Annotated in this window: 18 protein-coding genes; 16 read left to right on the top strand and 2 right to left on the bottom strand. The window is 66.1% G+C overall.

What is annotated here, in order from left to right; genetic code table 11:
• Positions 1-307: 307 nt before the first annotated feature.
• The 4 genes from ACTEK7_RS24330 (at position 308) to ACTEK7_RS24315 (ending at position 4025) form a co-directional block, all read left to right on the top strand.
• Entirely contained in the window at positions 308-580 is a 273-nt protein-coding gene (locus ACTEK7_RS24330) for a helix-turn-helix domain-containing protein (protein WP_008566993.1), read from the top strand.
• 105 nt (positions 581-685) lie between these two features.
• Positions 686-2428: a SulP family inorganic anion transporter gene (locus tag ACTEK7_RS24325; RefSeq protein ID WP_036040100.1), complete on the top strand. Its 1743-nt coding sequence runs from the start codon at positions 686-688 to the stop codon at positions 2426-2428.
• A gap of 66 nt (positions 2429-2494) precedes the next feature.
• Positions 2495-3334 (top strand): shikimate dehydrogenase, encoded by an 840-nt coding sequence (locus ACTEK7_RS24320; protein ID WP_225114093.1) that lies wholly within the window; start codon positions 2495-2497, stop codon positions 3332-3334.
• A gap of 64 nt (positions 3335-3398) precedes the next feature.
• The gene (locus ACTEK7_RS24315; RefSeq protein ID WP_225148078.1) at positions 3399-4025 is read left to right on the top strand and encodes a hypothetical protein; all 627 of its coding nucleotides are present in this window, start codon (positions 3399-3401) and stop codon (positions 4023-4025) included.
• 229 nt (positions 4026-4254) lie between these two features.
• On the opposite strand, the gene ACTEK7_RS24310 is transcribed toward ACTEK7_RS24315, so the two are convergent.
• Positions 4255-5391: an alpha-hydroxy acid oxidase gene (locus ACTEK7_RS24310; protein ID WP_036009502.1), complete on the bottom strand. Its 1137-nt coding sequence runs from the start codon at positions 5389-5391 to the stop codon at positions 4255-4257.
• A gap of 129 nt (positions 5392-5520) precedes the next feature.
• Between ACTEK7_RS24310 and ACTEK7_RS24305 the strand changes: the two genes are divergently transcribed.
• The 12 genes from ACTEK7_RS24305 to ACTEK7_RS24250 all read left to right on the top strand — a co-directional run bounded on the left by ACTEK7_RS24305 (position 5521) and on the right by ACTEK7_RS24250 (position 19096).
• Positions 5521-5688 (top strand): hypothetical protein, encoded by a 168-nt coding sequence (locus ACTEK7_RS24305; RefSeq protein ID WP_167361667.1) that lies wholly within the window; start codon positions 5521-5523, stop codon positions 5686-5688.
• Between the two features lie 221 nt (positions 5689-5909).
• Positions 5910-7253 carry a phosphoglucosamine mutase gene (gene glmM / locus ACTEK7_RS24300; protein ID WP_036009507.1) on the top strand — a complete coding sequence of 448 codons (1344 nt, stop codon included), beginning with the start codon at positions 5910-5912 and terminating at the stop codon, positions 7251-7253.
• 247 nt (positions 7254-7500) lie between these two features.
• Complete coding sequence (locus tag ACTEK7_RS24295; RefSeq protein ID WP_275945335.1) at positions 7501-8745, top strand: MFS transporter; 1245 nt, start codon at positions 7501-7503, stop codon at positions 8743-8745.
• Between the two features lie 238 nt (positions 8746-8983).
• Complete coding sequence (locus ACTEK7_RS24290; RefSeq protein WP_036009511.1) at positions 8984-9814, top strand: outer membrane protein; 831 nt, start codon at positions 8984-8986, stop codon at positions 9812-9814.
• A gap of 166 nt (positions 9815-9980) precedes the next feature.
• The gene (locus ACTEK7_RS24285) at positions 9981-10868 is read left to right on the top strand and encodes an outer membrane protein (RefSeq protein WP_036009512.1); all 888 of its coding nucleotides are present in this window, start codon (positions 9981-9983) and stop codon (positions 10866-10868) included.
• A 70-nt stretch (positions 10869-10938) separates the two neighbouring features.
• Positions 10939-11529 carry a glutathione S-transferase family protein gene (locus tag ACTEK7_RS24280; RefSeq protein ID WP_225148077.1) on the top strand — a complete coding sequence of 197 codons (591 nt, stop codon included), beginning with the start codon at positions 10939-10941 and terminating at the stop codon, positions 11527-11529.
• A gap of 18 nt (positions 11530-11547) precedes the next feature.
• Positions 11548-12012 carry a GNAT family N-acetyltransferase gene (locus tag ACTEK7_RS24275; protein WP_225148076.1) on the top strand — a complete coding sequence of 155 codons (465 nt, stop codon included), beginning with the start codon at positions 11548-11550 and terminating at the stop codon, positions 12010-12012.
• A 160-nt stretch (positions 12013-12172) separates the two neighbouring features.
• Positions 12173-12379, top strand: a complete 207-nt coding sequence (locus ACTEK7_RS24270) for a hypothetical protein (protein ID WP_036009515.1) — start codon at positions 12173-12175, stop codon at positions 12377-12379.
• A gap of 79 nt (positions 12380-12458) precedes the next feature.
• Complete coding sequence (locus ACTEK7_RS24265; protein ID WP_225148075.1) at positions 12459-13631, top strand: phosphoserine transaminase; 1173 nt, start codon at positions 12459-12461, stop codon at positions 13629-13631.
• Between the two features lie 169 nt (positions 13632-13800).
• Positions 13801-15390, top strand: coding sequence for a phosphoglycerate dehydrogenase (serA, locus tag ACTEK7_RS24260; RefSeq protein ID WP_036030940.1), 1590 nt, complete (start codon positions 13801-13803; stop codon positions 15388-15390).
• Positions 15391-15745: 355 nt separating this feature from the next.
• Positions 15746-16918: a thiolase family protein gene (locus ACTEK7_RS24255; RefSeq protein ID WP_036030944.1), complete on the top strand. Its 1173-nt coding sequence runs from the start codon at positions 15746-15748 to the stop codon at positions 16916-16918.
• 204 nt (positions 16919-17122) lie between these two features.
• Positions 17123-19096: a methyl-accepting chemotaxis protein gene (locus ACTEK7_RS24250; protein ID WP_225148074.1), complete on the top strand. Its 1974-nt coding sequence runs from the start codon at positions 17123-17125 to the stop codon at positions 19094-19096.
• 134 nt (positions 19097-19230) lie between these two features.
• Here ACTEK7_RS24250 and ACTEK7_RS24245 read toward each other — a convergent pair whose 3' ends face one another.
• The gene (locus tag ACTEK7_RS24245; protein WP_225148073.1) at positions 19231-22539 is read right to left on the bottom strand and encodes a PAS domain S-box protein; all 3309 of its coding nucleotides are present in this window, start codon (positions 22537-22539) and stop codon (positions 19231-19233) included.
• Between the last annotated feature and the right edge of the window lie 169 nt (positions 22540-22708).

Below are 22708 nucleotides of genomic sequence, written 5' to 3'. Positions count from 1 at the left end.
GCTGTAAGGGCCGCACGCCCTCTCACTCCCTCTCCCCGTTCTTACGGGGAGAGGGGTGAAGTGAGCGGCTGTATCCACGCGTGCGGTGAACGTTGGACTCTCGCGCTCTCCTCGCCTTCGTCATTGCGAGCGCAGCGAAGCAATCCAGGCAATCTCCGAGGAGGCGGCCTGGACTTCGTCGCAAGGGCTCCTCGCAATGACGGAGGAGCCAGACGGGCAGTCGCTTGCATTCATCCCGAGATGATGTATTTTACATCATTGTATATGTTCCAGATATCACTTATAACTGCTCGTAAGTGAGGCCAAGGTGATCACCTCGTTCCAGATGCGGGCAGCCCGCGCGTTGCTCGGCATCGACCAGAAAACCCTGGCCGAGCTCGCCGGCGTGTCGCTGCCGACCATCCAGCGGATGGAGGCCTCCACCGGCAATGTTCGTGGCGTGGTCGAGACCTTGATCAAGGTGGTCGAGGCGTTCGACCGGGCCGGCGTCGAGCTGATCGGCGAGCAGGCCCGCAGCGACAGCGGCGGACGTGGCGTTCGCTTGAAGGAGCCGGGGCCGCCGCGCCGTGTCGGAGCATGATCGCGCGTTGATCATGCCCGGGATCAAGATGGGCTAGCGCATCGTCGCACCTTAGGACGCACGATGCTTCGGAGCATTGTGGGGCCAGCGGAGCACCTTGCTGACATGAGCATCACGAGCGATCAGGCAGGACGGCTGCACCAGCTGCGTCAGCCGACCTTTGCCGAACTGTATTTGCCGAAGCTCGTCACCGTCTTTCGCGAAGGTTACGGCCTTGCGGATTTCCGCGCCGACGTCTTCGCAGGCCTGACGGTCGCGATCGTCGCGCTGCCGCTGTCGATGGCGATCGCGATTGCCTCGGGCGTGACGCCGGACCGCGGCCTCTACACCGCCGTCGCCGGCGGCTTCATCGCCTCCCTACTCGGCGGCAGCCGGTTCCAGATCGGCGGCCCTGCCGGTGCGTTCATCGTTCTGGTCGCGGCGACTGCGGAGCGGCATGGCGTCGATGGCGTCATCCTCGCCACCATGATGGCGGGCCTGTTCCTGATCGGCGCAGGGCTGCTCAGGGTCGGCACCTACATCAAGTTCATTCCCTATCCCGTCACCGTCGGCTTCACCGCCGGCATCGCCGTCATCATCTTTGCCAGCCAGCTCCGCGATCTCTCCGGCATCACGCTCGCGGGCAAGGAGCCCAGCGAGTTCGTGCCCAAGCTCGTCGCGCTCGCCGGCGGCCTCAACACGATCAATCCGTCCGCCGTCGCGGTCGCCCTCGTCAGCATCGGCATTATCGCCGCCTTGCGTCGCTGGCGGCCGTCCTGGCCCGGGATCCTGATCGCGGTCGTGTTTGCAGCCGTCGCCAGCGCGGTGCTGTCGTTGCCGGTCGAGACCATCGGCTCGCGCTTCGGCGGCATCCCGCGCGAATTGCCATCGCCGGCGCTGCCCGCGTTCTCACTGGAAAAGGCAAGGGCGGTGTTGCCGGATGCGATCGCGTTCGCGCTGCTGGCGGCGATCGAATCGCTGCTGTCGGCGGTGGTGGCCGACGGCATGACCGGCCGCCGTCATCGCTCCAATTGCGAGCTGGTGGCGCAAGGCGCGGCCAATATCGGCTCGGCGCTGTTCGGCGGCATCTGCGTCACCGGGCTGATCGCGCGCACCGCGACCAACATCCGCGCCGGCGCGCGCGGGCCGCTCGCGGGCATGCTGCATTCGGTGTTCCTGCTGCTGTTCATGCTGGTCGCGGCGCCGCTTGCAAGCTACATCCCTCTGGCCGCGCTCGCCGCGGTGCTGGTGGTGGTGGCCTGGACCATGGCGGAGAAGCATGAATTCGCAACTCTGCTGCGCTCGTCATGGGGCGATGCCGTGGTGCTGCTCGCGACCTTCCTGCTCACGATCTTCCGCGATCTCACCGAGGGCATCCTGGTCGGCTTCGCGCTGGGCGCGGTCCTGTTCATCCATCGCATGGCGGAGATGACCGGCATCGAGGAGCGGACGCCACTGGTTGCGGATGATCGCCCCGACGACGGCAACGGCGACCGTGTGCGTTACGATCCCGCGCTTGCGGTCGACCGCGACGTGCTGGTCTATCGCATCACCGGCGCGTTCTTCTTCGGCGCGGCCTCGGCGATCGGCAGCGTGCTCGACGGCATTGCCGACAGGCGTAAGGCCTTCGTGGTCGATTTCGCCGCGGTGCCGTTCCTGGATTCGACCGCGGCCAACGTGATCGGCCGCGTCGCCGCCAAGGCGCACCGCCAGGGCATCAGGCTGTTCATCACGGGGGCCTCGCCCACGGTCCGCCGCGCGCTGCTCACCCATGGCGTCACGCCGCCGCGCGCGCGCTACCGCACGAGCCTCGAGCGCGCCATCGCCGACATCAAGGGCCGGGCCGCCGACGAGACCGCTGCGAGCTGACCGCGCGCGCTTGACAGAGCGGGCGCGACGCGAAATGGATCGCCTCGGAAACGACCCGAGGGAAAGATGACCGCGCCCAAGCCCCCTGCAGCCTGTCTGATCGGATGGCCGGCCGCGCATTCGCGCTCGCCGCTGATCCACCATCACTGGCTGCGCACGCTCGGCATCGAGGGCGGCTATGTCATCGAGGCGGTGCCGCCCGAGGATCTGCGCGATTTCGTGCTGCGGCTGTCGCTGCGCGGCTTCGTCGGCGCCAACGTCACCATCCCGCACAAGGAAGCCGTGCTGGCGCTGTCAACGCCCGACGCGCGCGCCAGGGCGGTCGGCGCCGCCAACACGCTGTGGTTTGCCGACGGCGAGCTGCGCTCCACCAACACCGATGTCGAAGGCTTCATCAACAATCTCGACGCCAGCGCGCCCGGCTGGGACATGGCCGAGGAAGCGCTGGTGCTGGGGGCCGGCGGCTCCTCGCGCGCGGTCGTGTTTGGGTTGCTGGAACGCGGCATCAGCTGCGTACATGTCGCCAATCGCACCATGGCGCGGGCCGAGACGCTGGCACAACAGTTCGGATCGAACGTGCATCCGCTGCCGTGGGACGCGATCGGCGACGTGCTGCCGCGCGCAAAGCTTCTCGTGAACACGACCTCGCTCGGCATGCATGGCCAGCCTTCACTCGACGTCGACCTCGCGCGCCTGCCGCAAGATGCCGTCGTCGCCGACCTCGTCTACGTTCCCCTGGTGACGCCGCTGCTCGCTGCGGCGACGGCGCGCGGCCTGAAGACCGCCGATGGGCTCGGCATGCTGCTGCATCAGGCGGTGCGCGGCTTCGAGCTGTGGTTCGGGCGGCGGCCCGAGGTCACCGCCGAGCTGCGCGCATTGGTCGAAGCCGATCTCACGAAGACTTGAGAGGGGCGCGGCGAATAGCACACCATCTCTGGAGTTCTACGTCGTGGGACAATCGGAGACCGTCATGCCTGTTCAACGTGCAACTTTCACACGCCCCCTGATCGCCGTCGCGATGGTGGTCGTCTCGACCTACTGCGCCTTCGCCCAGAGAGCGCCGGTGCCGACGCGCGTGCGCGGCACCATCGAAAGCGTCAATGGCGACACCATGCAGGTCAAGTCGCGCAGCGGTGAAGAGGTCAAGCTTCGCCTCGCCTCCGACGTGAACGTGTCGGGCGTCACGAAGATTTCACTCGCCGACATCAAGCCGGGCTCGTTCATCGGCGCCACCACCGTGCCGGGACCGGACGGCAGCCAGAACGCCGTCGAGGTGCACGTGTTTCCGGAAAGCATGCGCGGCACCGGCGAAGGCTCGCGACCCTGGGACCTCAAGCCCAACTCCAGCATGACCAATGCGACCGTCGCGGAGAGCGTCGTCGGCAATGACGGTCACACGCTGCTGGTCAAGTACAAGGACGGCGAGAAGAAGGTGTTCGTCGCCGACGACACGCCGGTCGTGACCTTCGTGCCCGGCGACAAATCCGAGCTGAAGCCCGGCGCCAAGGTCATCGCCTTCATGAAGCAATTGCCCGACGGCTCGTTCGAGACCAACCGCGTCAGCGTCGGCCGAGACGGCCTGACGCCGCCGATGTGAGGGGCTGTGAGACGCGCACCTGCCGCCTGAAATGCCGCCGTCGTCCCGGACAAGCGTCAGCGCAGGTCCGGGACCCATAACCACAGGGAAAAGTTGTTGCGCGAAGCAGGCCACTCCGAGCCCCCATAGCCACACCCTTCTGTGGCTATGGGTCCCGGATCGGCGCGCGCTTTGGGCGCGCTTGTCCGGGACGACAGTGATTATTGCTGCGGCATCCCGGCAGACGCACTCACACCGCAATCACGTGATCGTCGATCTCGTCCACCCGGTTGACGCCGCACAGGCCCATCGTGGTGAGCAGCTCCTTCTGGATGATGTCGATCGCCTTGGCGACGCCGGCCTGGCCGCCGGCACCGAGGCCATAGGCATAGGCGCGGCCGATCATGCACGACTTTGCGCCGAGCGCCAGCGCGCGCATCACGTCCTGGCCGGAGCGGATGCCGCCGTCGAACATGATCTCCATCCTGTCGCCCACCGCGTCCGCGATCTCGGGCAGGACCTCGATCGAGGACGGCGCGCCGTCGAGCTGGCGGCCGCCGTGGTTGGAGACCACCAGCGCCTGCGCGCCGGTCTTGGCGGCTTCCTCGGCGTCCTCGACGTCGAGGATGCCCTTAATGATCAGCTTGCCCGGCCAGATGCTGCGGACCCACTCGACGTCCTTCCAGTTCAAGGAGGTGTCGAACTGCGAGGCCGTCCATTCGGCGAGGCGGTTGAGATCTTCAGTGTTCTTCACGTGGCCGGCGATATTGCCGAAGGTGCGGCGCTTGCCCTGCAGCACGCCGGAGACCCAGGCGGGCTTGCTGGCGAAGTCCAGCAGCTTCGACAGCGACCATTCCGGTGGCACCGTCATGCCGTTCTTGATGTCGGCGTGGCGCTGGCCGATCACCTGCAGGTCCACCGTGAGCACCAGCGCGCTGCACTTGGCGGCCATCGCGCGCTGGATCAATTCCTTGATGAAGCCGCGGTCCTTCATGACGTAGAGCTGGAACCAGAACGGCTTCTCGACGCTGGCGGCGATGTCCTCGATCGAGCAGATCGACATCGTCGATTGCGTGAACGGGATGCCGGCGGCCTGCGCGGCGCGGCAGGCGTGGATCTCGCCGTCGCCGTGCTGCATGCCGAGCAGGCCGACCGGCGCGAGGATCAGCGGCATCGTCGACGGCTCGCCGAGGATCGTGGTCGAGGTGTCGCGCTTGGAGACGTCGACCAGGATGCGCTGGCGGAACTTGATCGCCTGCATGTCCTCGCGGTTGGCGCGCAGCGTCTCCTCGGCGTAGGAGCCGCGGTCGCAATAGTCGAAGAATGCCTTCGGCACGCGGCGCCGATGCAGCGTGCGAAGATCGTCGATACAGGTAATATGCTTCATGTCGTTTCCCCGGCCCGTCACGTACCAAACAGTCTTGCATCGGAAGATTTCGGGGTCATCTAGCATGGTTGGATGCACAGCCAAATCGTTTGCAGAACGTTTTGGAAGGAGAGTGCCAAGGAGAGCGTCATGACGAAGCCGCACGCAGGACCTTCGCCGGAAGAGATCAAGGAGAAGCATGATCTCGAGGAGGCGCTCGAAGAGGGGCTGGAGGAGACCTTCCCGGGCTCCGATCCCGTCAATGTCACCCAGCCGGCGCCCAGCCGCGCGGACGGCCATGTGAAGCGCTCGGATTAAGGCGAGTTCCACCGCTTTTCGCTGGTCACGCCGGAATTGCAATGTTAACAATGTGTTATCGGGGGCGGTCGCGGCGCCGGTTCCGTAATGATTCATCATATTTTTTGAAGCCAAGTTAGCCGCGATAGCTTTATAAGACCTCGGCAAATCAGGGATGCGGGTCCCGTTGGGGCAGCCCGTGGTTGTAGAGGGGAGTCCCTGGTTGCTGCTTGGGGGACGATATGAGCCGCAAATATTTCGGGACGGACGGGATTAGGGGCCGCGCCAACGGACTGATCACGCCGGAGCTCGCGCTCAAGGTCGGCCAGGCCGCGGGCCTTGCGTTTCAGCGCGGCGACCACCGCCACCGCGTCGTGATCGGCAAGGACACCCGTTTGTCCGGCTACATGATCGAATACGCCATGGTCGCAGGCTTCACCTCGGTCGGTATGGACGTGCTGCTGGTCGGCCCGATGCCGACGCCGGCGGTCGCGATGCTGACCAAGTCGATGCGCGCCGATCTCGGCGTGATGATCTCGGCCTCGCACAATCTGTTCGAGGACAACGGCATCAAGCTGTTCGGCCCGCAGGGCTTCAAGCTCTCCGACGATGTCGAGCGGCAGATCGAGCAGCTGCTCGACGAATCCCTCGACAAGCGGCTCGCCCAGAGCGCGAGCCTCGGCCGCGCCCGCCGCATCGACGGCGTGCATGACCGCTACATCGAATTCGCCAAGCGCACGCTGCCGCGCGACCTTTCGCTCGAGGGCCTGCGCGTCGTGATCGATTGCGCCAACGGCGCCGCCTACAAGGTGGTGCCCGAGGCGCTGTGGGAATTGGGCGCCGACGTGGTGCCGATCGGCGTCGAGCCCGACGGCTTCAACATCAACAAGGATTGCGGCTCGACCTCGCCGGAGGCGCTGTCGAAGAAGGTGCGCGAGATGCGCGCCGACATCGGCATTGCGCTGGACGGCGACGCCGATCGCGTCATCCTGGTCGACGAGCGCGGCCATGTCGTCGACGGCGACCAGCTGCTCGCGGTGATCGCGCAGAGCTGGAAGGAGGACGGACGCCTTTCGCGTCCCGGCATCGTCGCCACCGTGATGTCCAATCTCGGGCTGGAGCGCTTCCTGCAAGGGCAGGGGCTCGAGCTGGTGCGCACGCCGGTCGGCGACCGCTACGTGCTCGAGCAGATGCTGAACGGCGGCTACAATCTCGGCGGCGAGCAGTCCGGCCACATCATCCTGTCCGACTACGCCACGACCGGCGACGGTTTCGTCGCCGCATTGCAGGTGCTCGCCGTGGTGCAGAAGCTGCGCCGCCCGGTGTCAGAAGTCTGCCACCGCTTCGATCCGCTGCCGCAGATCCTCAAGAACGTACGCCACAAGGGCGGCAAGCCGCTCGATGATTCCGACGTCAAGTCGGCGATCTCCGACGGCGAGAAGCGCCTCAACGGCCACGGCCGCCTCTTGATTCGCTCCTCCGGCACCGAGCCCGTGATCCGCGTCATGGGCGAAGGCGAGGACCGTCACCTCGTCGAGGACGTCGTCGACACCATTGTTTCGGCATTGGGGCAGGCCGCGGCTTGAGTCCTTCCTTCTCCCCTTGCGGGAGAAGGTGGCGCGAAGCGCCGGATGAGGGGTTCTATCCGCTCGCAACACAGCTCGTGAGGATAGAAACCCCTCACCCGTCTCGCCGCTAACGCGGCGAGCCACCCTCTCCCACAAGGGGAGAGGGTAAGAGGCGCATCCCAGCCATTTGCGATTGACGCTGGTCCCACCGTCGCTTGCGTCGTAATCAGCACCTCGCGGCAATCTGCCGCGCCGGATTGCCGCCTTGAACAAGCCTGTCGTCGTCTCAGAGGAAACGCTGACCGAGCCCGTCGTCGTCGCCGAATTGGCGCCGGCCGCCGCCAAGGGGCCGGCCTATATCGTGCTCGCCGGCATCAGCGTCTCGCACTTCCTCAACGACACCATGCAGTCGCTGATCGCCTCGGTGTACCCGATCCTGAAGGACGCCTACGCGCTCGACTTCGCGCAGATCGGCATGATCACGCTGGCATTCCAGTTCACGGCCTCGCTGCTGCAGCCGGTGGTCGGGCACTACACCGACAAGAAGGCGCAGCCCTATTCGCTCGCGGTCGGCATGGCCTCGACCTTCTTCGGCCTGCTGCTGCTTAGCGTCGCGCACCAATATCTCGTCATCCTCGTCGCCGCCGCGCTGGTCGGCCTCGGCTCGGCGGTGTTTCACCCGGAATCGGCGCGCATCGCGCGGCTCGCCTCGGGCGGACGCTACGGCTTTGCGCAATCGGTGTTCCAGCTCGGCGGCAGCTTCGGCACCTCGATGGGGCCGGTGCTCGCCGCGTTGATCGTGGTGCCGTTCGGGCAGGGCAGCATCGCCTGGTTCTCCTCGATCGCGTTTCTCGCCATCCTGATTCTCTGGCGCATCGGGCGCTGGTACGCGCCGCAGATCGCGACGAAGAAAGCGGCGCCCGTCCACAGCCAGCCCGGCGCGCCGAGCTCGCGCCGTGTCGCGGTAGCGCTCGCAGTGCTCGTCGTGCTGTTGTTCTCCAAACAGCTCTACGTCTCGAGCCTGTCGAGCTATTACATCTTCTACCTGATCGACCGTTTCGGCGTCTCGACGCAGGCAGCCCAGATCTATCTCTTCGTCTTTCTCGCGGCGAACGCCGTGGGTGCGTTTCTCGGCGGTCCGCTGGGCGACCGCTTCGGCCGCAAGATCGTGATCTGGATCTCGATCCTCGGCGCGCTGCCGTTCACGCTGGCGCTGCCCTATGCCGGGCTCGTTGCGAGCGCGGTGCTCAGCGTCGCCATCGGCCTGATCATCTCCTCGACGACGTCGTCGATCATCGTGTTTGCGCAGGAGCTGGTGCCGCACCGCTTCGGCTTGATCTCCGGCGTGTTCTTCGGCGTCGCCTTCGGCATCGGGGGCCTGGGCGCGGCCGTGCTCGGCAAGCTCGCCGACCACACCTCGATCGAGTTCGTCTACCAGGTCTGCGCCTATCTGCCGGCGATCGGGCTGCTCGCGGTGTTCCTGCCCAAGCTGCCGCGAAACGCGCGTTAACGCATCCTCTCTTGCCGCGTTGCGGCTTCACACATCGTTAGGGAATGCGGCGGCCGGTGTCGCATTTGGCGCGGCATTTTTGCAACGCTCGCACGGCGCGCGCGTGTAGGGTGAGAAAAAATCAACCTTAAAAATTAGGGTTAAGTGGCGCTTAAACATTTGCTGGCATCGTCCCCCCGTGAGTTTCCAGAACGTGAGGCGCTCGTATTCAGCCTCACCGGCCATAAGGACGAAGCCAATGCGTAGCGTTAAGTCTCTCCTTGCCGCGGGTGCGGCAACCCTGATCTCGTCTATGGCGTTCGCCGCCGATATGCCGATCGCCGCCCCCCCTCCGATGTACGCGCCGCCGGCTCCGCCCGCCGACTTCGGCGGCTGGTATCTGCGCGGCGACATCGGCATGACCAACCAGAGCGCGAAGCGCATCGAGAGCGCCCTGCCGGCCGGGTACTCGAAGACGACGGAAGGCCTCGGCTTCGACTCCTCGCCGCTGTTCGGCCTCGGCGTCGGCTATCGCTTCAACAACTGGTTCCGCGCCGACGTCATCGGCCAGTACCGGGGCAAGGCCAATTTGCACGGTAGCGACAATGTCGTGGGACCCGGCTTCGTCGGCGTCAACAACTACAGCGGCAGCAAGTCCGAGTGGCTCGTGATGGCCAACGCCTATGTCGACCTCGGCACCTGGTGGTGCGTCACTCCGTTCATCGGCGCGGGCGTCGGCGGCTCCTACAACAAGCTCAGCGGCTTCCGCGACGACGGCGTGTCCTACAGCCCGCTGCTCAACAACAGCGTCGCCTACTTTGCCGACAACGGAAAGTGGAACCTCGCCTGGGCCGCTCACGCCGGTCTTGCCTACAAGGTCAATCCCGGCTTCACCGTCGAACTGGCCTACAGCTACATGAACCTCGGCGATGCCGCGCCCGGCAACTACCGTTTGTTCGACAACAGCGCTTCCGGCCCGACCTCGATCAAGGTCAGGGACATCACCTCGCACGACGTCAAGCTCGGCGTGCGCTGGGATCTCAACAGCCCGCCGGCCTACGTGCCGCCGCCGCTGGTCACCAAGGGCTGATCGCAACCTGATCGGTTAGGACTCCTTAACGGCGCGGGATCATCCCGCGCCGTTTTGCTTTGCGTATTTTTCATGGCGAGGTGCGGCGAAGGCGCCCGGCGCAACCATTGGTTAAGGTTAACAGGCGATGATCATCGCAACAGTTCGAGTCCGATGGAGCGTGGTGATGCGTAGGCTGGTGTTGGCAGCGGCGATGTTGGGGACGGTGTCTGCCGCGCAAGCGGCCGACATGCCGGACCTGCCCGTGCTGCGCGGCGGCTTCGCGGACGGTCTGTCGAAGACCTCCGTCAATTGGAATGGCTTCTATGTCGGCGGTCATGGCGGTTATACCGCAGATGCCACGGATTTCAGTCAGAGCGTGGTCGGACTGACCAACTACATCTTCCGCGACAGCGTACTCCAGGGGCCGACCTCGACGTGGTCGCTGCTGAACAAGACCAACACTCAAAGCACCAATTTCGGTGGCTTCGTCGGCCGCAACTGGCAATGGTATGATGCCGTTCTCAGTCTCGAGGGCACTTACAGCTACTTCAACGATATGGCGACATTGACGTCAGGAACCAACTCGCTCGTCATCGTCAACCCGCCTGGTGAGGTGCGGGCGCCCGGCGTCACCAACAACTATGCCGTCACGCTGACGGGTGCCGCGGCGGCACAGGTCAAAGACATGGTGACGCTCCGCGGCCGCGTGGGTTGGGACGGCGGCAGCTTCATGCCTTATGCCTTCATGGGCGCTGCCGTCGGGCGAATGGACGTGTCGCGCACCGTGACCAGCAGCGTCTCGATGCGACAGGACACGACGACGACGGATTTCTTCGGCAACACCACGACGATACTTGGAACGTGGGGCCCGGTTCCTGCGCAGTCGGGCACGCAAGGTCAGCACAGGACCAACACGTACGCAGTGGGTTGGACCGCCGGCCTCGGGCTCGAATACTGCGTTTGGGACGGCTTGTTCGCCCGCATCGAATACGAATATGTGAGATTCTCGCCCGTCATGAACACGCAGGTGACGTTGAACAACGCGCGCCTCGGCGTCGGCTACAAGTTCTGAGCCGTCCGCTTCCTGTTGACAGCTGCGCTTCGTCCTGATGCTCTCTCGTTCCGAAAGCGGGGCGGCAGCGATGAAGATCTACGGCGACAGCAATTCCGGCAATTGTCTCAAGGTGAAGTGGGTCTGCGACAAGCTCGCTGTGCCCTACCAGTGGATCGAGATCGACACCCGCAAGGGCGAGACGCGCACGCCGCAATTCCTGAAGATGAACGGCGCCGGCCAGGTGCCGACCGTCGCATTCGACGACGGCCGTACGCTGGCGCAGTCCAACGCCATCGTCCGCTATGTCGCCCGCGACAGCGCGCTGGTTCCGCGCGACGCCTTCACGGCGGCCAAGATGGACGAATGGCTGTTCTGGGAGCAGTACAGCCACGAGCCCTATATCGCCGTGTGCCGCTTCCTCATGGTCTATCTCGGCAAGGATGCCTCCGAGCTCGATCCTGAAAAGGTCAAGCGCGGCCATGCGGCGCTCGACCGCATGGAGCAGCATCTCGCCGCCAGCCGCTTGTTCGCCGGCGAGGAGGTGTCGCTCGCCGACGTGTCGCTGCTCGCCTATACGCGCCTCGCGCATGAAGGCGGCTTCGACCTCGGCCGTTATGCCTCCGTCCGCCGCTGGATCGGCGACGTCGAAGCGTTTCTCGGCCTTCCGCCGGCGCGCTGAGGTGCGGAGTCGCCTGACATGAATGCCGAAGCCGTCTCTATCCGTCCCGCGCGCCGCGAGGACGTCGCCGCAATCGTGGCGATGCTCGCCGACGATCATCTCGGCCGCGCGCGCGAGCGCGTGGAGGATCCGTTGCCGGCCGCCTATTACGACGCATTCGCGCGGATCGCGCGCGATCCGAATCTGACGCTGGTGGTTGCCGAGAGTGAGGGCAGGGTGGTCGGCTGCCTGCAACTCGCGATTCTGCCGGGCCTGAGCTCGCAGGGCGGATCCCGCGGACTGCTCGAGGACGTTCGCGTTGCCACCGAGTGTCGCAGCCGCGGCATCGGCGAGCAATTGGTGCAATGGGCCGTGACGGAAGCAAAGGCGCGCGGCTGCAATCTGGTCGAGTTGCTCACGCATCAGACGCGCGTCGATGCGCAGCGCTTCTACAAGCGGCTCGGCTTCACGGCGAGTCACGTCGGCATGACTGTCCGCTTTTGAGGCAGCGCGACGCGAGCGCTGCGCAGCCGGCGAAAAGCGGGCTTTTCATTCGGTCGTGTTAAGAGCCGGTAAACTACCGCTCCGTCGTTCACATTGATGAAGGAACGAAGGGTGCTACGGGGGCATCTGACACCGGGCTCGCTCGGTTCGGGACATTTCAATGACAAGCTATTCGATGATCAAGGTCGGCAACGACTACGTCGTGCAGGCCAATGACAAATGCATTTTGAAGGTCGGAAGCCGCCGCAAGGCGGCGCAATTGATCAGCGATGCCACGGACTTGCTGAACGCGCTCACTGTTGTCGAATCCCCTGATATTGCACCGGAAGCGCCATCACTGGCGCGTGAGGCCCCGGAACTTCCTTGACGGACCTTCCCGATTCCCGTATCAGCCGCGGCGGGACACCTCCCCCCAACGGGAGGCTTACTATCTGGAAGGGTAGATCATGACTGTAGCGAAGCCCGCTTCGCGGCCGACCGTGCCGCATTTCTCCTCCGGCCCCTGCGCCAAGCGCCCCGGCTGGAACGCCCAAAATCTCAAGGACGCAGCTCTCGGCCGCTCGCATCGCGCGAAGATCGGCAAGGCCAAGCTCAAGCTCGCGATCGACCTGACGCGCGAAGTGCTCGAGGTCCCCGCCGATTACCGCATTGGCATCGTGCCGGCCTCCGATACCGGCGCGGTCGAGATGGCGCTGTGGTCGCTGCTTGGCGCACGGCCGGTCACCACGCTCGCCTGGGAATCCTTCGGCGAGGGCTGGGTCAGCGACATCGTCAAGGAATTGAAGCTCAAGGACGTCACCAAGCTCAATGCGGCCTACGGTGAGATCCCCGATCTGTCGAAGGTCGATCCCAAGAGCGACGTCGTCTTCACCTGGAACGGCACCACGTCGGGCGTGCGCGTTCCGAACGCGGACTGGATCAGCGCGAGCCGCGAAGGCCTGACCATCTGCGATGCGACCTCCGCCGCATTTGCGCAGCCGCTCGACTGGGCCAAGCTCGACGTCGTCACCTTCTCCTGGCAGAAGGCGCTCGGCGGCGAGGCCGCGCATGGCATGCTGATCCTGTCGCCCCGCGCGGTGGAGCGGCTCGAGACCTACAAGCCGGCCTGGCCGCTGCCGAAGATCTTCCGCATGACCAAGGGCGGCAAGCTCAACGAAGGCATCTTCGTCGGCGAGACCATCAACACGCCGTCGATGCTCTGCGTCGAGGATTATCTCGATGCGCTGAACTGGGCCAAGTCGATCGGCGGTCTCAAGGCGCTGATCGCGCGCGCCGATGCCAACACCAAGGTGCTGGCGGACTGGAAGGCGAAGACGCCCTGGATCGACTTCCTCGCCAAGGACGCTTCGATCCGCTCCAACACCTCGGTGTGCCTGAAGTTCACCGATCCCGCGATCACCTCGCTCTCCGAGGACGCGCAGGCGGAGTTCAGCAAGAAGCTGGTGGCCCTCGTCGAGAAGGAAGGCGCGGGCTACGACTTCGCCTATTACCGCGACGCGCCGGCCGGCCTGCGCATCTGGTGCGGCGCCACGGTGGAAGCAAAGGACGTCGAGCTGCTGACGCAGTGGATCGACTGGGCCTTCGCCGAGACCAAGGCCGCTCTGCCCAAGGCAGCGTGATGCTCTGACCCTCCCCTGGAGGGGGAGGGTCGACGCACCGCCAGGTGCGGCGGGGTGGGGTGATCTCTCCACACGACGTACCGGCGACTTTCTTTGTTGCAGCTTCACCCCACCCCGGCGCTTCGCGCCGACCCTCCCCCTCCAGGGGAGGGTGTGAAGGACAAATCCCATGACCAAACCCAAAGTTCTCATTTCCGACGCGCTCTCGCCCGCTGCCGTGCAGATCTTCAGGGATCGCGGCGTCGAGGTCGACTTCCAGCCCAATCTCGGCAAGGACAAGGACAAGCTGGCCGAGATCATCGGCAATTACGACGGCCTTGCGATCCGCTCCGCGACAAAGGCGACCGCCAAGATCCTCGAGAAGGCGGCCAGGCTGAAGGTGATCGGCCGCGCCGGCATCGGCGTCGACAATGTCGAGATCCCGGCCGCGACGGCCAAGGGCATCATCGTGATGAACACGCCGTTCGGCAATTCGATCACGACCGCCGAGCACGCCATCACCCTGATGCTCGCGCTCGCCCGCGAGATCCCGCAGGCCGATGCCTCGACGCAGGCCGGCAAGTGGGAGAAGAACCGCTTCATGGGCGTGGAGATCACCGGCAAGGTGCTGGGCGTCGTCGGCTGCGGCAATATCGGCTCGATCGTCGCCGACCGCGCGCTCGGCCTGCGCATGAAGGTGATCGCGTTCGACCCGTTCCTGTCGCCGGAGCGCGCCAAGGACATCGGCGTCGAGAAGGTCGATCTCGACGATCTGCTCAGGCGCGCCGACTTCATCACGCTGCACACGCCGCTGACCGAGAAGACCAAGAACATCATCGACGCGGCCGCGATCGCCAAGATGAAGAAGGGCGTGCGCCTGATCAATTGCGCCCGCGGCGGTCTCGTCGACGAGCAGGCGGTGGTCGATGCGCTCAACGCCAAGCACATTGCCGGCGCCGCCTTCGACGTCTTCGTCGAGGAGCCCGCGACCAAGAGCGTGCTGTTCGGCCATCCCAACGTGATCTGCACGCCGCATCTCGGCGCCTCCACCACCGAGGCTCAGGAGAACGTCGCGCTGCAGGTTGCCGAGCAGATGTCGGATTACCTGCTCACCGGCGCGATCTCGAACGCGGTCAACTTCCCCTCGATCACGGCGGAAGAAGCGCCGAAGCTGAAACCGTTCATCGCGCTCGCCGAGAAGCTCGGCTCGTTCGCCGGCCAGCTCACCGAGAGCGGCATCCTCAAGGTCGAGATCACCTATGAGGGCCACGTCGCCGAGATGAAGATCAAGGCGATCACCTCCGCGGTGCTGTCGGGCCTGCTGCGGCCCATGCTGGGCGAGGTCAACGTCGTGTCCGCGCCGGTCGTCGCCAAGGAGCGCGGCATGGTGGTGGACGAGATCGTCCGCGCCGCGCAGAGCGATTATGAGAGCCTGATCACCGTCACGGTCACCACCGAGCGGCAGGAGCGGTCGGTCTCGGGCACCGTCTATGCAGACGGCAAGCCGCGCCTCGTCGACATCAAGGGCATCCGCGTCGACGCCGAGTTCGGCAAGTCGATGATCTACGTCACCAACGAGGACAAGCCGGGCTTCATCGGCAAGTTCGCGGGGCTTCTGGGCGACGCCAAGATCAACATCGCGACCTTCCATCTCGGCCGGGTCGCTCCGGGCAGCGATGCCATTGCGCTGGTCGAGGTCGACGGTGTGGTGCCGGCCGATGTGCTCGCCAAGGTGCAGGCCCTGCCGCAGGTCAAGCAGGCCAAGGCGCTGACGTTCTGAGCGGCTCCCACCGGCGTCATGGCCGGGCATAGCTGTCCGAAGGACGGCGTCGCTTCCGCTCGCCTATGACCCGGCCATCCACGTCTTGCCGCTCGGCGCGAAGAACGTGGATGCCCGGGCCTTCGCCGCGCCGAAGCGGCTTCGGCCGCGCAGGCGGGACAAGCCCGGGCATGACGTGTGGATAGAGCGGGCGCGCACGCCCCGGAATGACGATCATCATATCATATATTCCGACACGCGGAACAACGCCGTCTCCATCGCCGGAGGCGGCGTTTTCATTTTCCCCACCCCCAATCTTTGTGTACCAATGGCGTCAGGACGCTCCGTTCCAAATCGTTCGACAAGGGAGAAAACAATGCGTGAAGCCGTCATCGTTTCCTATGCGCGCACGGGCCTGGCGAAATCCGGCCGCGGCGGGTTCAACATCACGCCGCCGATGTCGCTCGCGGCCCACGCCATTCATCACGCGGTGGACCGCGCCGGCGTCGAGAAGGACTATGTCGAGGACTGCTATCTCGGCAATTGCGCCCATGGCGCGCCGAACATCGGCCGCCAGGCCGCGCTGCTCGCGGGGCTGCCGAAGACCACCGCCGGCGTGTCGGTGAACCGCTTCTGCTCGTCGGGCCTGCAGACCATCGCGATGGCCGCGAACTCGATCCGCTCCGACGGCGCCGATTGCATCGTCGCCGGCGGCGTCGAGAGCATCTCGATTCCCGGCGGCGGCACGCCGAAGGAATCGGTCGATCCGGAACTGCTCAAGGTCGCCCCCGACATCTTCATGGCGATGATCGACACCGCCGACATCGTCGCCGAGCGCTACAAGCTCAGCCGTGAATATCAGGACGAGTTCTCGCTGGAATCGCAGCGCCGCATGGCCGCGGCCCAGCAGGCGAACAAGTTCAAGGACGAGATCGTCCCGATGAAGACCAAGATGAAGGTCGTCGACAAGCAGACCAAGGCCGAGTCGATCGTGGACTACACCGTCGATCGCGACGAATGCAATCGCCCCGAAACGACGATGGAAGGATTGGCAAAGCTCGAGCCGGTGAAGGGCCCGGGCAAGTTCGTCACCGCCGGCAATGCCAGCCAGCTCTCCGACGGCGCCGCCGCGGTGGTGCTGATGGAAGCCAAGGACGCCGAGAAGCGCGGCCTCAAGCCGCTCGGCCGCTTCGTCGCCTGGGCCACCGCCGGCTGCGAGCCGGACGAGATGGGCATCGGCCCGGTGTTCGCGATCCCGAAGCTGCTCAAGCGCACCGGCCTCAAGATCGACGACATCGATCTGTGGGAGCTCAACGAGGCCTTCGCCAGCCAGTGCCTGTATTGCCGCGACCAGCTCGGCATCGATCCCGCCAAGTACAACGTCAACGGCGGCTCGATCGCGATCGGCCATCCCTTCGGCATGACCGGCGCCCGTCTCACCGGCCACCTCTTGCAGGAAGGCGCCCGCCGCAAGGCCAAGTGGGGCGTCGTGACGATGTGCATCGGCGGCGGCCAGGGCGGCGCCGGCCTGTTCGAGATCTATCACTAAAGGCCCAAGTCTCGCGCAGACAAGGAAGCACGGCGCTGGTGAAGCGCCGTGCTTCTTTTTTGGAACTGTGCCTGTGCACGTCACCGTGCACAACGGCGAGCATTGTAGTGAAATACACGTATTAATACGTGCCCGCAAATTAACGGAAGCTTTCACCGAATATCGCTTCATTAACGGCATCGCTCACCACCAGCTTGGTTCACGATGCGGCTCCTCTCCCTGCGACTCACTCACAAGATCACCGCGATCGGCGTCATTGGCGTCATCGGCGTCGTCCTGATCGGCGGCATTCACCTCTACGGCGAGCGGAGGATGGGCGTCTATCGCGACGCGGCCGAGGATGCGCGCACCGTGTTCGAGCTGAACAACAGGATCGCGGTCGAGCTGCTCGAGGCGCGCCGCGCCGAGAAGGATTTTCTGCTGCGCAGCGATCCGGCCAGGGCGCAGCGACAGGTCGAGATCGGCCGGCAGGTGGCGCTCGACATCGAGACGCTCCGCGGCAAGATCGCAGCGCTCGGCCAGCCCGAGCTGGCGCAGAAGATCGACGCGATGAATGCGTCGCTGAAGACCTATCAGGCCCGCTTCGCCGCGGTGGTCGAGGAACGGCAGCGGCTCGGCCTCGACGAGAAATCCGGGCTCGAAGGCCGCCTGCGCGCTTCCGTCCACGGCATCGAAAGCCAGGTCGACCAGTTCCAGAATTCCGAGCTCAAGGTGATCATGCTGATGATGCGCCGGCATGAGAAGGATTTCATGCTGCGTCGGAACGCCAGATATGGCGAGGAGATGAAGAAGCGCGCGTCCGAATTTGCCGCAGGCCTCGACGCGGCAGCCATTGCCGACGGCGCCAAGGCCGAGCTGCGCCAGAAGCTCGCCGACTATCAGCGCGACTTCTCCGCCTGGATGGAGACCGCGCTGAAGCTGGCGGCCGAATCGAAGGCGATGTCCGAGGCCTTCGCGTCGGTCGAGCCGGTGATCGAGCAGGTCTCGACATCGGTCGACCGCATCCGTGCCGATGCCGACCGTCTCAACGAGGCCGAGCGCACCAGCATCCAGTTCTGGATTGCGGTGGCGATCGCGCTGATTGCGACGAGCGTGCTCGGCCTCGGCATCTTCATCGGACGTTCGGTCTCGAGGCCTTTGACCGCGATGCGCGCGGCGATGATCGAGCTTGCCAACGGCAATTTCGCCATCGTTCTTCCCGGCCTCGGCCGGCCCGACGAGATCGGCGAGATCGCGCAAGCCGTCGAGACTTTCAAGATCAACGCCGAGCGGAAGGCGCAGGAGGAGGCCGAAGAGAAGATCAGGCAGGACAAGCTCGCCGCCGAGCGCCGCCGCGCTGACATGATCAGGATGGCGGATGATTTCGAAGGCGCGATCGGCGAGATCGTCGAGACCGTGTCGTCGGCGGCCAATGAGCTCGAGGCGTCGGCGACGTCGCTGACCACGACCGCCAGCCGCTCGACCGAGCTTGCCACGCTGGTCGAGGCGGCGTCCGAGGAAGCGGCGACCAACGTGCAGTCGGTGGCGTCCGCCGCCGAGGAGCTGACCGCCTCCGTCAACGAGATCAGCCGCCAGGTGCAGGCCTCCGCGCGCATGGCGGGCGAGGCCGTCACCCAGGCCGGGCAGACCAACGATCGCGTCAGCGAATTGTCCAAGGCGGCCGCGCGTATCGGCGACGTGGTCGAGCTCATCAACGCCATCGCCGGCCAGACCAATCTCTTGGCGCTGAACGCCACCATCGAGGCCGCGCGCGCGGGCGAAGCCGGACGCGGCTTTGCCGTGGTGGCCTCGGAAGTGAAGGCCCTGGCCGAGCAGACCGCGAAGGCGACCGGTGACATCGGTCAGCAGATCTCGAGCATCCAGGTCGCGACGCAAGATTCCGTCGGTGCGATCAAGACCATCGGCGGCACCATCGAGCGCCTGTCCGAAATCTCCTCCACCATCGCGGCCGCGGTGGAAGAGCAGGGCGCCGCGACCAGCGAGATCTCGCGCAACGTCCAGAGCGCCGCCGCCGGCACCACGCAGGTCAGCGCCAACATCTCCAGCGTGCGCCAGGGCGCGACCGAGACGGGATCTGCCTCCTCGCAGGTGCTGTCCGCGGCGCAATCGCTGTCGAACGACAGCAGCCGGCTGAAGATCGAGGTGAGCAGGTTCCTGGAGACGGTGCGGGCGGCGTGAGCCCCCGCCGTTATGCCGGGGCGTCGCGAAGCGACGAGCCCGGAATCCATTGCACCACCATTGATGCGGATCGATGGATTCCGGGCTCGCGCCAAGAGGCGCGCCCCGGAATGACGGCTTGAGCGTGCCGCGCCCTACGCCCCCGCCAGCGCTGGCGCGAGCACCACCTCGATCAGCGTGCCGTGGCCGGCGCTCTTGATGTTGAACCGGGCGCGGTTGGCTTCGACCAGCGCTTTCGTCAGCGACAGGCTCAGCGCCGAGCTGTCGGCGGCATCGCCCGGCGGCGGGGTGCGGAACGGCTCCATCGCGGCGGCGACTTCGCGCTCGGAAAGGCCGTGGCCGGTGTCGCGGATGCGCAGCGCGATCTCGCCGCGGTCGGTCAGCGCGGTCGAGACGATGACCTGGCCGCCGGCGCTGGCGAGCCGGATCGAGTTCGAGATCAGGTTCATGGTGATCTGCCGCATCGCGCGCGCATCGACGCTCACCTGCGGCAGCGCATGGGCGAGCGAGGTGCGGATGATGATGCGCTCGCGGTTGGCCTGCGGCTGCATCACCGTCACGCAGGCTTCGACCAGGTCGTTGAGGTTCAAGTTCGCGAAATTCAGGTCGAGCTTGCCGGTCTCGATCCGCGACAGCTCCAGGAGGTCGTCGATGATGGCGATGACGCGCTCGCCGGAAGCGCGGATGTCCTTCATGTATTCGCCGTAGCGCTCGTTGCCGAGCGCGCCGAAGCGCTCGGAGATCATCACCTCGGCAAAGCCGATGATGGCGTTGAGCGGCGTGCGGATCTCGTGGCTGATCCGCGCCAGCATGTCGGCCTTGGCGTTGGCCGCGCCGTCGACGAGGCGGCGGGCCTTCGTCAATTCGCTCTCGCCCTTCTTGGCGTGCGAGAGATCGCGGAACACGGCGAAGAAGTTCGGCCCGTCGGGGCGGGTGCGGCCCATGATCATCGCAAGCGGAATGACGCCGCCCTTCTTCTCGCGGCCCAGCACCTCGCGGCCGTGATCGAGCAGGCTGGAGATGTCCTGGCTCTTCAGGCTTTCCAGATAATCGGCGACGATCTGCTGGCTCTCGGGGGCGAACAGCGTCAGCAAATTCTGCTGCAGCAGCGCCTCGCCGTCATAGCCGAACAGCGCCTCCGCGCTGCGGTTACAGGCGTGGATGTTGCCTTCGGCGTCGAACATCACGATGCCCTCGGCCGTGGTGTCGAGGATGGCGGCGAGATCCTCGGCATCGGCATCGCCGGCCGCGGGCTCCGCGTCCGCGGCGTCAGGCTCTGCGGCCACCACGGTCTCTGCGACGGCAGCCGCCGCGATCGGCGCCGCCTGCGGCAGCGCGCAGATCAGTGCATGCGCGCTGTCGCCGTCCCAGTCGATCGTGTGCAGATGCGCTTCCGTCGCGGCCGGCGGCGCTTCGCCATTTGGCGCCGTCGCGCTGATCGTGACGGGCGTGCCGCCTTGCGTGGTGCTGCTGGCCGCCGACACACCCGGCTCGACATAGAGCGCATCCAGCCCGCCGGCATGCTCCAGCGCGTTCAGGCCGTCATAGCCCATGCGCGCGAGGAAGGCGGGATTGGCGTAGAGCAGGCGGTCGAGCCGGTAGATCAGGATGCCCGTCGGCAACAGGTCGAGCAGCGTGCGGTCGCGCGCGCTCATCCCGCGCGGCGGCGGTGCGGGCTCGGTCAGCCATTCGGCGGCGGCCTGCGGCGGCTCCGGCTCCGGTGCTTCGGCGCTGGTCTCCGCCACTGGTCCGGCCGCGTCGGTCGTGATGGTCTCGCGCTCGCGTTCGAGCCGCTCGGACAATTGCCGCGCGAGCTCGTTGAAGGCGCTGTTCTCGACCGGCGTCAGCGTCGGAGGCCGCGTATCGCCGGCGACGCGGAATGGCACGACATTGGGAGGCGTTTCCACGGGCGTGTCCAGTTCGGTTGGGTGTGAAGTCTCGCTTGTGGGCTCTGGCAGGTCGGGTTCGGCTTGCGGCTCAGGCTCGGATGGCGCGATCGGCGGTGCCTCTGCTTCGCCCTCCGCCTCAGCTTCCGCCGCCGCTTCAGGCTCGGGCTCCGCATCGGACGCGACGGCCTCAGTGGAGCGATCCTGTGCCGGCGGCTCGACCAGCAGCTCGAAGCGCCTGAGCGCCTCGAGCCGGTTGAGCGCGTCGAGATCGCGGCAGACGCCGAAGCCGCGGAAGCCGGCGAATTCACGGTTGCGGTCGTAGACCGGCAGGCCCGCGAGCTCGACCGGAATGTGCTCGCCGCCGTCGGCCGGCCAGTTCACTGTGATGCCGGCCCAGGTATCCTTGCTTTCGAGCGCCTTCGCCACGCGCCCCTCGGGATCGAGCGAGAATTCCTCGGCGATCTCGCGCCAGGGCCGGCCGAAGCCGGCGGCCGTGTGCGTGCCCATCAGGCGGATGAAGTCATCGGAGCCGAGCACAAAGCGGCCCTCTTCATCCATCTGCCAGAGGAAGCGCAGCGGATGCTGACGCGGTGCGGGCGGCTCTTGGTGGCTAGAAGAGTCCTGGCCCGAAGTCGGCTCGACCATGCCCGCATTGATCGGCGCGGGCTGCGGCGACACAATGGCTTGCGGCTGGTTTTCAACCGGAGTTTTGGCCGCCTCGAGGATGATCGGCGCGGGCGTCGGCGCAATCGTCTCGGCGGGCGGTTCGGCCGGTTCAGTGAAAGCGTCGAACAGCGCAATCGCAGACGGTGCCTCGTCTGGCGCAGGCTGTGCGTCCTCCGGCGCCGCGGCCGGAGGCTGCGCGGGCGTGACGTCGGGCGCGGCCTCGTGCGCCGCCGTGGAGGCGGCCGGCTCGATCAGCGCGACCAGGCCGATATCGGCGCCGCTGCCGACCCGCTGCAGCACCATCTGGCCGATGCCGATCGGCGCCGCGGCGCGGCCGGTTGCCAGCGCATCGCTGCGGGCGCGATCGAGGCCGGCCTCGAGCAGATCGCGGAAGCCGAGCAGGGGGCGCGCGGCCTCGCTCGCGCCGACGAACAGCCCGTCCGGCGCGAATGCCGCCATCGGCACCTTGGCGCCGGCGACCAGCCGATGCAGCCGCTCGACCAGCGGCATGGTGCGCAGCGTCGGGTCAAGCGCGATGACCAGCACGGCATGGCCGCCATCGGCAAAGTCGAGCCGCGCGCAAGCACAGGTCATCAGCGCCCCTAACCGGGCGCCGAAGCCGCGCAGCCGCTGCAGCCGCATTGCGCCGTTCGCAGGCAGCTGGGGGGCGAGCCTGACGATTTGGCGGCGATGGCTGTCGGCGGGGCCGAACACCTTGTCCGCAAGGCCGGCGCTGTTGGCCGCGCCGAACAGCTTTGCGCCGACCGGATTGGCCCACAGCACGCGCGCGCCGTCGGTCGACCACAGCCAGACCGGCAGGGCAGAGGTCGCATGCACGGCCAGCCGCGGATCGCCCACCCCTCGCAACTGGAAATCCGAACGCGTCATCAGGCCGGCTGCATCTCACGCTTCACGAGTGGCGGCTGCCGGGAATGACAGCCTTAAGAAAGGGTTAGTATCGCCCGGAAGGCGCGACCAGGTCCACGGCCCAACGTCCGCAAGCGTCCCCCAAGCGGCGATAACCTTAATCCCGCCAACCCCGCAAGCCGAGCCGACG

It is taken from the genome of Bradyrhizobium sp. JHI2711, from assembly GCF_056156565.1.
Note: the sequence above shows the minus strand (reverse complement) of the source record. Positions and strands in the feature narration are given on the sequence as shown.

Excerpts from the sequence above, each read along its gene's own strand:
- ACTEK7_RS24290 (WP_036009511.1), top strand. The coding sequence starts at position 8,984 with ATGCGTAGCGTTAAGTCTCTCCTTGCCGCGGGTGCGGCAACCCTGATC.
- ACTEK7_RS24265 (WP_225148075.1), top strand. The coding sequence starts at position 12,459 with ATGACTGTAGCGAAGCCCGCTTCGCGGCCGACCGTGCCGCATTTCTCC.
- glmM (WP_036009507.1), top strand. The coding sequence starts at position 5,910 with ATGAGCCGCAAATATTTCGGGACGGACGGGATTAGGGGCCGCGCCAAC.
- ACTEK7_RS24245 (WP_225148073.1), bottom strand. The coding sequence starts at position 22,539 with ATGACGCGTTCGGATTTCCAGTTGCGAGGGGTGGGCGATCCGCGGCTG.
- ACTEK7_RS24255 (WP_036030944.1), top strand. The coding sequence starts at position 15,746 with ATGCGTGAAGCCGTCATCGTTTCCTATGCGCGCACGGGCCTGGCGAAA.
- ACTEK7_RS24285 (WP_036009512.1), top strand. The coding sequence starts at position 9,981 with ATGCGTAGGCTGGTGTTGGCAGCGGCGATGTTGGGGACGGTGTCTGCC.
- serA (WP_036030940.1), top strand. The coding sequence starts at position 13,801 with ATGACCAAACCCAAAGTTCTCATTTCCGACGCGCTCTCGCCCGCTGCC.
- ACTEK7_RS24320 (WP_225114093.1), top strand. The coding sequence starts at position 2,495 with ATGACCGCGCCCAAGCCCCCTGCAGCCTGTCTGATCGGATGGCCGGCC.
- ACTEK7_RS24305 (WP_167361667.1), top strand. The coding sequence starts at position 5,521 with ATGACGAAGCCGCACGCAGGACCTTCGCCGGAAGAGATCAAGGAGAAG.
- ACTEK7_RS24310 (WP_036009502.1), bottom strand. The coding sequence starts at position 5,391 with ATGAAGCATATTACCTGTATCGACGATCTTCGCACGCTGCATCGGCGC.
- ACTEK7_RS24270 (WP_036009515.1), top strand. The coding sequence starts at position 12,173 with ATGACAAGCTATTCGATGATCAAGGTCGGCAACGACTACGTCGTGCAG.
- ACTEK7_RS24325 (WP_036040100.1), top strand. The coding sequence starts at position 686 with ATGAGCATCACGAGCGATCAGGCAGGACGGCTGCACCAGCTGCGTCAG.
- ACTEK7_RS24250 (WP_225148074.1), top strand. The coding sequence starts at position 17,123 with ATGCGGCTCCTCTCCCTGCGACTCACTCACAAGATCACCGCGATCGGC.
- ACTEK7_RS24275 (WP_225148076.1), top strand. The coding sequence starts at position 11,548 with ATGAATGCCGAAGCCGTCTCTATCCGTCCCGCGCGCCGCGAGGACGTC.
- ACTEK7_RS24315 (WP_225148078.1), top strand. The coding sequence starts at position 3,399 with ATGCCTGTTCAACGTGCAACTTTCACACGCCCCCTGATCGCCGTCGCG.
- ACTEK7_RS24280 (WP_225148077.1), top strand. The coding sequence starts at position 10,939 with ATGAAGATCTACGGCGACAGCAATTCCGGCAATTGTCTCAAGGTGAAG.